The sequence below is a fragment of the Maribacter caenipelagi genome, assembly GCF_004364175.1.
GTDB classification, from domain to species: Bacteria; Bacteroidota; Bacteroidia; order Flavobacteriales; family Flavobacteriaceae; genus Maribacter; species Maribacter caenipelagi.
On sequence record NZ_SNZW01000015.1, the window covers coordinates 440,046 to 454,211 of the forward strand.

13 protein-coding genes are annotated in these 14,166 nt (G+C 34.8%); 2 read left to right on the top strand and 11 right to left on the bottom strand.

Translation table 11 applies throughout. From position 1 onward, the window contains the following. Positions 1 to 8: 8 nt before the first annotated feature. The 7 genes from DFQ03_RS12420 to recR form a co-directional block, all read right to left on the bottom strand. Entirely contained in the window at positions 9 to 1,259 is a 1,251-nt protein-coding gene (locus tag DFQ03_RS12420; protein ID WP_133673492.1) for a competence/damage-inducible protein A, read from the bottom strand. Continuing rightward, entirely contained in the window at positions 1,259 to 1,597 is a 339-nt protein-coding gene (locus DFQ03_RS12425; RefSeq protein WP_133673493.1) for an Hpt domain-containing protein, read from the bottom strand. The genes DFQ03_RS12420 and DFQ03_RS12425 overlap by 1 nt, the downstream gene beginning before the upstream one ends. Next, positions 1,597 to 2,208 carry a fumarylacetoacetate hydrolase family protein gene (locus tag DFQ03_RS12430; protein WP_133673494.1) on the bottom strand — a complete coding sequence of 204 codons (612 nt, stop codon included), beginning with the start codon at positions 2,206 to 2,208 and terminating at the stop codon, positions 1,597 to 1,599. The genes DFQ03_RS12425 and DFQ03_RS12430 overlap by 1 nt, the downstream gene beginning before the upstream one ends. 6 nt (positions 2,209 to 2,214) lie before the next feature. Continuing rightward, positions 2,215 to 3,129, bottom strand: a complete 915-nt coding sequence (locus tag DFQ03_RS12435; RefSeq protein ID WP_133673495.1) for a carboxypeptidase-like regulatory domain-containing protein — start codon at positions 3,127 to 3,129, stop codon at positions 2,215 to 2,217. Positions 3,130 to 3,131: 2 nt separating this feature from the next. Further along, on the bottom strand, positions 3,132 to 3,908 hold the full coding sequence (locus tag DFQ03_RS12440) for a 3'-5' exonuclease (RefSeq protein WP_133673496.1): 777 nt from the start codon (positions 3,906 to 3,908) through the stop codon (positions 3,132 to 3,134). A gap of 212 nt (positions 3,909 to 4,120) precedes the next feature. Then, positions 4,121 to 5,545 carry a dihydrolipoamide acetyltransferase family protein gene (locus DFQ03_RS12445; RefSeq protein ID WP_133673497.1) on the bottom strand — a complete coding sequence of 475 codons (1,425 nt, stop codon included), beginning with the start codon at positions 5,543 to 5,545 and terminating at the stop codon, positions 4,121 to 4,123. Between the two features lie 90 nt (positions 5,546 to 5,635). Then, the gene (recR, locus tag DFQ03_RS12450) at positions 5,636 to 6,256 is read right to left on the bottom strand and encodes a recombination mediator RecR (RefSeq protein ID WP_133673498.1); all 621 of its coding nucleotides are present in this window, start codon (positions 6,254 to 6,256) and stop codon (positions 5,636 to 5,638) included. 211 nt (positions 6,257 to 6,467) lie between these two features. Here recR and DFQ03_RS12455 point away from each other — a divergent pair, with 211 nt between their 5' ends. Next, complete coding sequence (locus DFQ03_RS12455) at positions 6,468 to 7,955, top strand: sodium:solute symporter (protein ID WP_133673499.1); 1,488 nt, start codon at positions 6,468 to 6,470, stop codon at positions 7,953 to 7,955. Here DFQ03_RS12455 and DFQ03_RS12460 read toward each other — a convergent pair. The 4 genes from DFQ03_RS12460 to DFQ03_RS12475 form a co-directional block, all read right to left on the bottom strand. Continuing rightward, positions 7,952 to 8,311 carry a CoA-binding protein gene (locus DFQ03_RS12460; protein ID WP_133673500.1) on the bottom strand — a complete coding sequence of 120 codons (360 nt, stop codon included), beginning with the start codon at positions 8,309 to 8,311 and terminating at the stop codon, positions 7,952 to 7,954. The two genes, DFQ03_RS12455 and DFQ03_RS12460, sit on opposite strands and share 4 nt — an antisense overlap. Positions 8,312 to 8,705: 394 nt before the next feature. After that, complete coding sequence (locus DFQ03_RS12465) at positions 8,706 to 9,716, bottom strand: 3-oxoacyl-ACP synthase III family protein (RefSeq protein ID WP_133673501.1); 1,011 nt, start codon at positions 9,714 to 9,716, stop codon at positions 8,706 to 8,708. Between the two features lie 118 nt (positions 9,717 to 9,834). Continuing rightward, positions 9,835 to 11,145 (bottom strand): ABC1 kinase family protein, encoded by a 1,311-nt coding sequence (locus DFQ03_RS12470; protein ID WP_133673502.1) that lies wholly within the window; start codon positions 11,143 to 11,145, stop codon positions 9,835 to 9,837. A gap of 15 nt (positions 11,146 to 11,160) precedes the next feature. Further along, entirely contained in the window at positions 11,161 to 11,814 is a 654-nt protein-coding gene (locus DFQ03_RS12475) for a TetR family transcriptional regulator C-terminal domain-containing protein (RefSeq protein ID WP_133673503.1), read from the bottom strand. Between the two features lie 370 nt (positions 11,815 to 12,184). Here DFQ03_RS12475 and htpG point away from each other — a divergent pair, with 370 nt between their 5' ends. Next, positions 12,185 to 14,074, top strand: a complete 1,890-nt coding sequence (gene htpG, locus DFQ03_RS12480) for a molecular chaperone HtpG (RefSeq protein ID WP_133673504.1) — start codon at positions 12,185 to 12,187, stop codon at positions 14,072 to 14,074. Positions 14,075 to 14,166 lie beyond the last annotated feature (92 nt).

A 14,166-nucleotide genomic window follows, 5' to 3' on the forward strand; every position in this document is an offset into this window, starting at 1 on the left:
AATAAAGATCACATTTTTAAAATTTCTTTTTGAAGAAGCTCAAAAGCCTTATTTACAGACTTTTCCACAACACGCTCGCGTGTACTCCCCATTTGAAATTCTTGTACCAATTTGGACTTCGGTCCATCGATTGCGATAAATACCGTTCCTACCCCAGCATTGGAATCTCCTTTTGTAGGTCCTGCATTACCTGTAGTGGCTATTGCAAAATCGGTTTTCATTAATTCTTTTGCTCCTTTTGCCATTGCACTTGCAACTTCAGCACTAACCACAGAATGTTTGTCAACTAATTCTTTAGGCACTTTTAGTATATTAATTTTAGCCTCTGTAGCATAACTGACCACAGAACCTTTAAAATAATTAGACGCTCCAGGAATTGAAGTGATTTTCTCTGCAATTTTACCTCCTGTAAAACTCTCTGCCGTAGACAAAGTTAACTTTTTACTGGTCAATAATTTAGCTACAATCTCTTCTAAGCTTTCGTCATCTTCAAGACCGAAAATAATATCATTGATTAGAGGATACAATTTATCACATTCCACATCAATTGCAGCTGCCAATTCATCATAATCAGGACCTTTACCAGACAATCGCAACCTCACCTTACCCAAGTTAGGCAAATAGGCCAATTTAATGTTAGAAGGCAAATTATCTTCCCATTCCTCAATACGCTTTGCAATTGCACTTTCTCCCAAACCATAGGTTATTATTGTTCTATGGATTATATGAGGTCGTTTGTAATATGAAGCCAATTTTGGGATTACAGATTCCATCATTAGATACTTCATTTCAAAAGGCACACCAGGCATTGAGATGAATGTTACTTCATTTTCCCGAATTAACATACCAGGGGCGGTACCATTCGCATTATGCAATACTTCTGCCCTACTCGGCACCAAAGCTTGCATTCTATTTATATCCGATATAGGAGTATTGCTAATGTATTTCGCAAATAATTCTTCTACATGCGCTAAAACCTCTGCATTCTCTACAAGTTCATCATTGAAGAACTCACATAAGGTATGTTTCGTAATATCATCTTTTGTAGGACCTAGACCGCCAGTAATTATTACTACATCTACTCGTTCTGAAGCATCTTTAAAAGCTTTCAGCAAATGTGTACGTTCATCTTGAATAGAGGTAATTTGATAAACTGAAATACCTATTTTATTCAGTTCCTTACCAATAAATGCAGAGTTGGTGTCAATGATTTGACCGATGAGGATTTCATCGCCAATGGTAATAATTTCAGCAAGCATTATAAATGGAAATCATTTTTTAATTCTGCTACAACCTGTTTTATATCGGTTCTTAGCATCGGAAACCTCTTTTCTATTTCTGCCATATTTGCTTCTTGCTTACCCAAAGTTTCTAACTCTAAAGCAATGGCACGTGTTTGCTCCATTCCGAGCAAATCTACGTTTGGCTTTATTTTATGCGCAAGTTTATATACTTGATCATGGTCTTTTTCTTGAAGGGCTTTTTCTAAAGCTTCTAAATCTTCGGGCACTTCTTCCAAAAAAACAGATATAACAGAATTTATAAAATCCTGATCTCCCTCTGCCATCTCGTTAATCTTATCCAGGTTATAAATCATTACTTAATTTTTAAGGTAAAAAGCTCTTTGTCTTCCAAACTACCCGTAAGATAGTCATTTGGACTTATTTTCCCAACACCAGCAGGTGTTCCAGTAAAAATAATATCTCCTTTTTTTAACATAAAGAACGTTGAAACATAAGCAATTATTTCATCTATCTTCCAAAGCATTAAACTGGTATTGCCATCTTGAACGACTTCGCCATTCTTTAACAACTTAAAATTTAGGTTGTTAATATCCTCAAAATCAGTTTTAGGAAGCCATTCCCCTATCACAGCAGCACCATCAAAACCTTTAGATTTTTCCCATGGCAACCCCTTATCTTTTAATTTAGATTGCAAATCTCTTGCAGTAAAATCTATACCCAATCCTATTTCATCATAGTAAGTAGGTGCAAATTCCTTAGCTATATGCTTACCTACTTTTTTAATTTTCACCAAGACCTCAACCTCATAATGCACATTATCCGTAAATTCTGGAATATAAAAATCTTGCTGTTTAGGCAAAACAGATGAATCTGGTTTTATAAAAACCACCGGTTCTTCCGGTCTCTCATTCTTCAGTTCATCAATATGTGCTGTATAATTTCTACCTATGCATATAATTTTCATCCGGACTTATTTTTTCTTAGATAATTTTAAACTGATGGCAGGTATTAAGTTTTCATTGTTACCTGGTGCTTTTATTGCAAAATCATTCCACTCGCCCATACCATAAACCATGGTTTTAAAATTTTGATTCTTTTGATATACGGCGGCAAAAGTGGGTGCAAAACGATCTTCTACCACTTTCTTATTTGTAATAGCATGCCTGAAGGTATTCGTATACCAATTATAAGGTAAAAATATCCACTCTAACCCAATATACACACCTTCGTCAGGCATTCTAATGCCCATACTTGAAAGATCTATAGATACATAATCTTCGTTCTTAGAACTCTCCAAAACAATGCTCTTACGCATTAAATCATGGTTCGGTTTTTTAGTTTTATAATCCACATCATATAACCGAAGTCTAAATTTTGACGAAGCTCTTTTAAACTTGCTATTCTGTTGTACATGAATGGTTATTTTTTCTATATATTTTTTAGCTGCTCCTATATTAGGAAAATACAATGCCAATACCCAAGGGGTTTCCGCTGAGGAGAATCCGCTTTTAATACTATACGAACTAACAGGGTTCAATACCTGAGAATCTCCCAAACTTTGAGAAACCACCACTTCTTCAAGCTCAAAGGTTTCTTCTTTCATATATATTTTCTTCTTTTCAGAAATAACCCTGGCAGACATTATAGTGTCTTTAAAGCCTAATGCCGAAATATGCACGTCGCGTTCTAAATAAGATTCAGGTACATCTATATAAAAATACCCTTCTTCATCACTTGATGTTCCTTTAAGGGTTTTTAGAAAACTAATGTTGGCATATGGCACAGCTCTTTTTGTTTTTTCATCATACACATGACCTTCGACCAGAACTTCTTGAGCATGACCTACACCCACTAGCGAAAGAAATACTACTAAACAAACACGCATTTTTAACTTAATTTATTATTGAGTTTGCTCAGTTTAATTTGAGTAAGAATCTTTTTTGTGTACAGCGGAAAATCGGCATTTAGCATCCATCCGAAATACCCAGGTTCATTTTCTAAAACAGCATGTACTTTTTTACCTTTATGCTTACCAAAAGAGAAAACTTCTTCTCCTTCCTCATCCATAGCTATAAAGCCCGCAAAATCTACCGATTGCTTTCTTCTTGAAAATTCAGAAAGTTTTTTAATATTATTTTCAAGATCAGGGTACCTATCTAATTGAGAAAGCAACACTTCGTAGGTTGCATTGGTATCTGCCGCCGCACTATGTGCGTCTAAAAGATCTTTATCGCAATAGAATTTATAAGCTGCTTCTAGAGTTCTTTTTTCCATCTTGTGAAAAATAGTCTGCACATCTACAGATACCGTATTTTTCATATCAAAATCAATACCTGCACGCAATAGTTCTTCTGCCAATAAGGGAATGTCGAAGCGATCAGAATTGAATCCGCCTAAATCGCTATCCTTTATAATCTTATAAATTTCTTTTGAAAGTTCTTTAAAAGTTGGTTCGTTGGCAACCTTCTCATTAGTAATACCATGAACGGCAATTACCTCTTCAGGTATTATCATTTCAGGATTAACCAACCATGTTTTACTCTCTTTATTACCGTTAGGGTAAACTTTTAATATCGCTATTTCTACAATACGATCTTTTGCTACATTGATCCCAGTTGTCTCTAAATCAAAGAAGCAAATAGGTCTGGTAAGCTTTAATTCCATACGTGTTCTAGTTTTAACAAAGATACCCTTTCGTTTATAAGACACATAAAGTTACTCGCGATTAATTTTATTACAAGGTAGAAATCTTAATAAAATCAAACAACTACCATTACAAATGGACCTAAGAATTTCAATTTAAATTATCATTTCAAAAAAAACACCCCTTTATACAAATTATATAAAGGGGTGTTTTTATTTCTATTTTTTAATATCTACACTTCTCTGTTAACATCCCAACCTTCTAGATAGTCTGCAACAGCTTTAGCGAACATACTACCTAAAGCACCATTTACAACCCTATGGTCATAACTATGCGATAAGTACATTTTACTACGAATAGCGATCACATCACCTTCTGGTGTTTCTATTACCGAAGGAATCTTTCTAATTGCACCAAGGGCTAAAATACCTACTTGTGGCTGATTGATTATTGGGGTTCCAAATACACTACCGAAAGTACCGACATTCGTTACCGTATATGTACCACCTTGTACCTCATCTGGTTTTAAAGCATTGTTTCTAGAACGATTTGCCAAGTCATTTACAACCTTAGCAATACCTGTAAGGTTCAACTGATCTGCATTCTTTATAACAGGAACTATTAGATTACCGTCTGGTAATGCAGCAGCCATACCTATATTGATATTTTTCTTTTTAATAACGGTATCGCCATCTACAGAAATATTCATCATCGGATATTTCTTCAACGCCTTGGCAACTGCCTCCATAAAAATTGGTGTGAACGTAAATTTCTCACCTTCACTTTTAAAGAATGCATCTTTTATCTTATTACGCCAAGTAACAATATTGGTTACATCAACTTCTATAAAACTTTGAACATGTGCAGATGTCGAAATACTATCGTTCATGTGCTTTGCAATAAGCTTGCCCATTCTCGTCATTGGTATCACCTCATCACCACGAGAAACCTGCATTTTAGGTTTTTCAGGTGCTGGTGTATTTGCTTTTGAAACTGGCGGTGCCGAATTAACAGCTACCGTAGGTTCTGGCGCAGATACTTTTACTGGAGCCGCAACTGGTTGTGGTGCTTCTACCTTATCTTGAACTGCAACTCTATCTGAGGCAGCAACTTGCTGAGCAGACTTACTACCTCCATTTTTAACGTAGCTTAAAATATCATCTTTAGTAACCCTACCATCTTTTCCGGTACCTGATATCGTTTCAAGCACATCAAAAGAAATACCTTCTTCTTTTGCTATGTTTTTAACCAATGGTGAATAGAATCGATCAGAATCTCCATTTAACTGAGCCGTGGAAATTTCTGCTCTAGCATGAACCACAGCTGATTCTGCCGCAGCAACCATTTCTTCTAGAACCGGTTCTGGTTCTTCTAATTCACTAACCGTGTTCGTAACATCACTCACATCTGCATCACCACCAACTTGAATAATTGCGACTGTTTGCCCTACTTTGACAATATCATCTACCTCAAAGCATTTTTCAATTAAAACACCATCGACCTCACTTGGTACTTCACTATCAACCTTATCTGTAGCAATTTCAAAAATGGCTTCGTCCATTTCAATCGTATCACCTACCTCTTTTAGCCATGACGTTAATGTTGCTTCTGCAACACTCTCTCCCATACGTGGTAGTTTCAATTCAAATTTTGACATATCGATAATTTAAAGCTTGTTTTGTTTATATTTTTTGCAAAAATAATAAAATAAATACCTTTTTATTGACATTTACATGAAATTCAAGAACTAATCTTGCCTCAAAGAGCCTTCAAACGGTACTCTATTCAAAATACTTCTTCCTAAAGTGACCTCATCTGCATATTCCAATTCATCACCAACGGCAATTCCTCTTGCTATTGTAGAGGTTTTAATATCCAACCCTTCTATCTGTCTGAAGATATAAAAATTGGTAGTATCACCTTCCATGGTAGAACTCAACGCAAAAATCAACTCCTTTATTACGCCTTTTCTCACTTTATCTACCAAGGTTCCTATTTTCAAATTCTGAGGACCAATACCTTCCATAGGTGATATTTTACCGCCAAGCACATGATACTTTCCCCTAAATTGACCTGTATTCTCAATTGCCATGACATCTCTAATATCTTCAACAACACAAACTAATGAACTATCTCTTTTAGGGTTGGCACATATTTCGCACTTTGTAGTATCTGAAATATTATGGCAATTTTCACAAAACTGTATTTTACCTCTTAAATCTACCAAAGACGTAGAAAGATTTTCTGTACGTTGTTCTGGTTGCTTTAATAAATGCAATACCAAACGTAATGCAGTTCGCTTACCTATACCTGGTAATTGCGAAACTTCATACACTGCGTTTTCTAATAATTTCGAAGAAAAATCCATAGGCTAATATGGGTATAAATTTACGATTAAACTTGAAATGCCAATCGTATAGTTTTCATAAAATTTAACAAAACATAATTAGAGCAGACGAATTGAATTAAATTTTATTTCAGCGAATAAGACCCTTGTGCAGATTTTTCAAACCTAGGTATCTCATCTATTTGCCAAACGGCATTTAAGTTTTTTTGTACTTTGCCGCAAATTTTAAACCATGAACGCCTCCCATATTTTACTTTTAATTTCTGGCTACTTTGTTTTGCTATTGATTATTTCATATTTCACCGGCAAAAACGACTCTAACGAAGATTTTTTTAAGGCAGGTAAACAGTCGCCATGGTATTTGGTTGCATTTGGTATGGTAGGTGCCTCTTTATCTGGAGTAACCTTCATTTCTGTACCAGGTTGGGTAGATGCTTCTCAGTTCAGCTATATGCAAGTTGTTTTTGGGTACTTTTTAGGATACATGGTTACGGCATTTGTGCTACTTCCTATTTACTACAAACAAAATGTTACCTCTATTTATCAGTATTTAGATGATCGATTTGGCTTTGTAAGTTATAAAGTAGGTGCTATTTCATTTTTCATCTCTAGAGTTCTTGGTGCTGCATTCCGTTTATTTCTAGTAGCTATTGTTCTGCAACAATTTGTTTTTGATGCTTGGAACGTTCCTTTTGAAATTACCGTAATTCTATCCATCTTACTTATTTGGATCTATACTTTTAAAGGCGGAATAAAAACTATTGTTTGGACCGATACCTTGCAGACGCTATTTATGTTGGTATCTGTTGGACTATCTATTTATTTTATATTGGATAAAATGGACTGGACATTCATTGAATTCTTGAACTCAGCCGAACTAGGACAATACAGTAAAACATTTTTTACAGATGACCTTTCTTCAAAAAACCATTTGGTAAAATCGTTTTTAGGCGGAATGTTTATTACCATATGCATGACCGGACTAGACCAAGATATGATGCAGAAAAACCTAACATGTAGAAATTTGGGTGAAGCCCAAAAGAATATGGTCAGTTTTAGTATTGTACTGGTCGCAGTTACTTTTGTTTTTATGCTACTTGGCGCTCTGTTATTTATTTATGCAGACGCGCATAACATTACATTACCACTTATGGACGGCTCGCCGAAGTCTGATCTATTATTCCCCGAAATTGCACTCAACAGTGGGTTGGGGATAACGGTCGCAGTTACATTTATGCTCGGTTTAATTGCCGCAGCTTACAGTAGCGCAGACAGTGCACTTACCTCGTTAACAACATCATTTTGCGTCGATTTTCTTAATACAGAGAAGAAATCGGAAAATGTAGCAAAAAGAATACGTAGAATTACCCATGTAGGCATGAGCGTTCTGTTAATTCTCGTGGTTATCTCTTTTAAATATATACTGGATAAAAATGTAATTGACGGTTTACTAACCGTAGCCTCTTATACCTACGGTCCATTATTAGGATTATTCTCTTTTGGAATTTTCACTAAACATCAAGTAAAAGACAAATATGTATGGATCGTTGCCCTCATTTGTGTGTCGATAATTCTCTTTTTAGCGAAGCTGCCAAGTGACTATTTCGGTGGTTACGTATTCGGTTATGAACTTTTACCGTTGAATGGTCTGCTAACCTTTGTAGGATTATGGCTCATTCGCAAAAAAAAGATAACCACTAACTTTACCAATATTACTTAATATTGACCAGTGCCCAAAAGCACCAAGGTACATGCAATATCCACCTCTATATCGCTATTTTTCAGTAGTTTATAGAACTCCAAATTTTCTGTGCCAGGATTAAAAATTACTCTTTCTGGCGCTAAAGAAATTATGGTATTGTAATATTCTTCTTGTCTTTTTGGATTTATATATAGGGTAATTGTATGAATATCACTAATTTTGTCTAAATTATTGCTGATATTGACTCCAGAAACCTCACCTTCTCTTAATCCATAAGCTAAGGTTTCTACCCCCGAATCAACCAGTCTATGTATCGCTAAATTGCTATATCGATTTGGTTTTAAGGAGGCTCCGAACACTAGGGTCTTTTTCATGATAAAATAATGTTAAAAATTATATTAACCGTAACTAATCGGGCAATATTTCGTCTATTAGTAAAGTTAAATACTCTTTGAGTATAAAAATATTGTTGGTAACGCTATATGTTTATAGTTAATGGTTAGTGTTTAGTATAGCCTATCAGCATATGAAGCCCGGCTTCCAATTCAATTTGGAATGTTCGGGTTTCTTCTTTTCAAAGCTTTTCTAAACTACCTATTTACTTTAAAACATATTGAAAATGAAATAATTACCTATCACAAGTAACAATCGCACCTTAATTGCGTCTATTACTTTATATAGGGATATTTAATAAAGAAGATTGGTTGGTTTTTTCTTATTGAGTAAAACTATATAGCACCCATAGCCAAAACTATGGGTGCTTTATTTTTACCATCTTATAATGACACTGCCCCAGGTAAAACCACTACCAAATGCAGCTAAAACTACTACGTCTCCACTTTTTACCTTACCTTCTTCCCATGCCTCTGTAAGAGCGATAGGAATAGATGCAGCGGTAGTGTTACCATATTTCATAATGTTATTGAAAACCTGGTCATCACTTAACTGGAATTTCTTTTGAATAAATTGAGATATTCTCAAGTTGGCTTGATGCGGAACCAATAAATCAATATCGGTCGCATTTAATTTATTTTTCTCTAAACCTTCTACGATTACCTCACTGAAACGAACAACTGCATTTTTAAATACAAATTGACCATTCATGTGCGGATAGTAAGATTCGTCATTAGGATCGTTATCTTCAATGATATCGGTAACCCATCTATTACCCATACCAGGTGCAATTAAAGAAAGTTCTTCTGCATGCTGACCTTCTGAATGTAAATGCGTAGATAATATACCTTTTGTAGTATCTTCTTCCCTAGTTAATACTGCCGCACCGGCACCATCACCGAATATTACAGAAACTCCCCTTCCTCTTGTAGTCATATCTAACCCATGAGAGTGAAGTTCTGAACCTATAACAAGTACATTTTTATACATTCCTGTTTTTATATATTGATCTGCTATTGAGATAGCATATACAAAACCAGAACATTGATTACGTACGTCTAACGCACCAACTGTTTTAATACCTAAATCTCTTTGAACCAATACACCAGGACCTGGGAAATAATAATCGGGACTCAATGTAGCAAAAACGATAAAATCAATATCGTCTTTATCGATACCCGCTCTTTCAATTGCAATTTTTGCGGCTTTTACACCCATAGTTGTGGTGGTGTCTCCATCACCCTTAACTACATGTCTTCTTTCTTTAATGCCTGTACGCTCTTGAATCCAAGCGTCGTTTGTATCCATCACCTTTGACAAATCATCATTTGTCACTACGTTTTCAGGTACATAATGACCTAAGCCAATTATTTTTGAATTATACATAGTAATATTTTAATCCTGATAAAGATCAGGTAGAATTAGTGTTGCAATATAAACAACTATTAAGAATTTTATTTGAAAATATAACAATCATCTACAATTAAAAGTGAGTGTAAAATTATTAGCTCAAATATTTTCTGTAATCATTTACCTTAATATTGGCCTTTAAATCATGTAGTAGATTGTAAAGACCAAAAAATGTACGATTCATATACAAAAAGTGTTTTGAACCTCTATTACCGTTCATTTTTCTTATTTGCTTATCAGAAGAAAATTGCTCTCCTAATGCTGCAATTTTACCCCAGAACACCTCATCGCCAAAATCAAAATCATCTTTATGAAAGGGTGATGTGAATAAACTTAACAATTGATGAAATATCGATTTAAAAAATAATAGTTCTTCTGGTGTATCGTTTGGCATCAGTATTTCAAGCTCGTATAGCTTTTCGGTAAACTTCTCATCATTTGAAATCACCTCTGGTCTTGCCAATTCAAAATACGGTACGTAGAAAGAATCTGGCACTGCTTTAATGCAACCAAAATCAATGGCAATAAGCTCATCGCTATCATTAACCAAGAAATTGCCTGGGTGTGGATCGGCGTGTACTTTTCGTAAGCAATGAATTTGAAACATATAAAAATCCCATAAAGCCTGACCCAATTTATTTCCAGTAGCTTGAGAAAAATTAGTTTTTGCAAATTCACTCAAGTGTTTACCGGTCATCCAATCCATCGTTATAATACGCGAACTTGATAGCTCAGTATAGTACCTTGGAAAATTGATATTCGGTATTACCGAACATGCTTCAGTTATCTCGTTACTTTGTGCTACTTCTAAAACATAATCAGTCTCTTCGACCAGCTTATTTTCAACTTCCTTAAAATATTTATCTGAATCTTTCCCTTGAAGATTGAACATACGTATAGCAATAGGCTTCACAATTGCCAAATCGCTACTTATACTTTGTGCTACACCTGGGTACTGAATTTTTACAGCTAAATTTTTACCGTCCTTGGTTGCTTTATGTACTTGCCCTATACTAGCGGCATTTATAGAATCTTTATCGAATGTATCAAAAACCTCTTCTGGGTATTTATCTAAATATGTTTTAAATGTTTTTCTAACTAATGGAGCCGATAACGGCGGAACTGAAAATTGTGACAAAGAAAACTTTTCAACATACGCATTAGGCAGTAAATTTTTCTCCATGCTCAACATCTGTGCAACCTTAAGCGCACTACCCTTCAACGATTTTAGTCCGTCATATATATCTGCGGCATTATCTTTGTTCAATTCGTCTTTAGTCGTGTCCGGATTTATGATTTTTTTGCCTAAATACTTGGCATAATTACCACCAATCTTCGCTCCGGTTTTCACCAGCTTGCTTGCACGCTCTATTTTTCCGGTAGGTATTTTATCAAGTGTTTTCAAATCGTATGGGTTAAATTAGGCAAAGGTTTCTTTGTACAGAAATTTCCCGAAGTCTAGAATATTCTCTAGTGGTGTGTTATCGAACACATCGAAAATGGTGTTTACAGATTTTTCAATAGCAACATCTGTTTTCTCAAATGCGGCAGAATCATCCGATTTCCAAAAATTCATTAAAAACATGGTCTGTAACCAAGCCCCTTCTGAAAACAATTGCGGATTATGTTTTGTGATTTTTAAGTTCTTGCCTGCATTACCATCTGCAATCAAGCCCTTAGAAAAATCTTTAATGTTTTTTCTAAGCCCTTTTAACTGCTCCATATTTTTAAACGGACCAGAAGCACTATCCATTATAAATAGAATATAACTTCTATTCAATGTCAATACTTCAAAGAAGGTATAGAAAAACGTAAGCATCTTTTCTCTGTTGGTAAAATCTTGATACTCTTTATTCTTCTCTATCACACTAACTGTGTTTGTGTAAAATGTGTTCCAAATACCTTTCTTGATGGCATCTATTGATCCAAAGTGAAGATAAAAATCTGATTCTTCAATAGCATTTACTTTACAAAACTTATACACTGTTTTAGGTAACTTCTCGTTTTCTAAAACGTAGTCCATAAACATTGTTATAATCGTCTCTTTTGTTACTTTTTTAGCTTTTGCAGGCATATCGAATTATTTTTATATAAGGTACGATGCAGATTTAATAGTTAGAAGTTTTGAAGAAACATTAGCTTTTATTTAGCAAAAACGTGCTATTAAAAAATAGCACGTTTTCAAAACAACCTAACCAATAAATAATCAACATGTGATTATGCTTAAAATTCTTTTTCATAGCACTTTTTCATAATCACATTACAAATATACATTATGTTTAACTTTTTACAATAATTCATAAACAAAAATATATGTTAAACTTTTAAAGGCAGTAAACTGTCAGTTTGTCACAATAAGCTATTGTGGTATTTTTTTTGACCAATAGCAACGAACAATCATTATTAACAATGGCCGCGCTAACTGTGGCATAAAAAATATAAAAATGGCAACAGGTAAAATTAATGTGTCCGTAGACAACATTTTTCCACTGATCAAGAAGTTCTTATACAGTGATCACGAAATTTTTCTAAGAGAGTTGATTTCGAATGCAACAGATGCAACTTTAAAAATGAAGCACTTGACCACAATTGGCGAGGCTAAAGTTGAATATGGTAACCCAATTATTGAGGTTAAAGTTGATAAAGAAGGAAAAAAACTGCATATCATTGACCAAGGTCTAGGTATGACAGAAGAAGAAGTAAAGAAATATATTAATGAGGTAGCATTCTCTGGTGCTGAAGAGTTCTTGAACAAATATGAAGACTCTGCAAAAGATTCAGGAATTATAGGTCATTTCGGACTTGGATTCTATTCTGCCTTTATGGTTGCCCATAAAGTAGAGATCATTACTAAGAGTTATAAAGACGAACCTGCCGTACAATGGTCTTGTGACGGTTCGCCAGAGTTTATTATGGAACCTGCTGAAAAAGAAACGCGTGGTACAGAAATTATTCTTCATATAGCAGATGATTCTACCGAGTTTTTAGAAGATGGTAAAATAGATAGCTTACTTAGTAAGTATAACAAGTTTATGCCCATTCCAATCAAATTCGGAATGAGGACTGAAACTTTACCAAAACCCGAAGGAGCAAAGGAAGAAGATCCTGCACCGACGAAAGAGGTTGACAATATCGTTAACAATCCTAACCCGGCGTGGACAAAGCAACCTGCAGATTTAAAGCCAGAAGACTATAAAAGTTTTTACAGAGAGCTTTACCCAATGCAGTTTGAAGAGCCTTTATTCCATATTCATTTAAATGTAGATTATCCTTTTAACCTTACCGGTATTCTATATTTTCCAAAACTGTCTAACGATTTAAATCAGCAGAAAGATAGAATTCAGCTATACCAAAATCAGGTATTCGTAACCGATAACGTTGAAGGTATTGTACCAGAATTCTTGACCATGTTACGTGGTGTTATCGATTCTCCAGATATACCTTTAAATGTTTCTCGTTCGTATTTACAAGCAGATGGTGCCGTAAAGAAAATATCATCTTACATTACTAGAAAGGTTGCAGATAAAATGAACTCCTTGTTCAAAAATGATCGTGCCGAGTTTGAAGCTAAATGGAACGATATTAAAATCGTTATTGAATACGGAATGCTTTCTGAAGATAAGTTCTTTGATAAGGCAGACAAGTTTGCACTTTACCCAACAGTAGATGGTTCTTACTTTACTTTCGAAGAATTACAGGAGAAAATAAAAAGTGCCCAGACAGATAAAGATGGTAAAACAGTAATTCTATACGCATCTGACAAAGAAGCACAGCACAGTTATATTGAAACTGCAAAGGCTAAAGGGTATGAAGTTCTGTTATTAGACTCACCTATTATTGGTCACCTAATGCAAAAGCTAGAAAGTTCTAAAGAGAATATTTCTTTTGCTCGTGTAGATGCCGATCATATTGACAAATTGATTCAGAAAGAAGAAACTCAAATCTCTAAATTATCTGAAGAAGAAAAAGAGACCTTGAAGAAAGAATTGGAAGAAGCTATTACTGATAAAAGCTTTACAGTTCAATTAGAAGCTATGGATAGCGATTCTTCTCCATTCACAATCACGGAGCCTGAGTTTATGCGTCGTATGAAAGAAATGCAACAGACCGGCGGTGGCGGTGGTATGTTTGGTATGGGTTCTATGCCAGACATGTACAACTTGATTGTAAACACAAATCACCCATTGGTTAGCGAGTTTCTGAATACAAAGACAGCAAAGAAAAAAGAGCGATTGATCAATCAGTCACTTGACTTGGCGAAGTTATCTAAAGGTTTACTTAAAGGTAAAGCTTTAACCGAGTTCATTAAACGTAGCTACGCGATGGTAAAGTAATTTACATTTCTTATAATTTTGAAAAAGCCACTACATTTTTTGTAGTGGCTTTTTTGTTAAATGTTGTTATCTTTCAAACAAAGAAATAATTG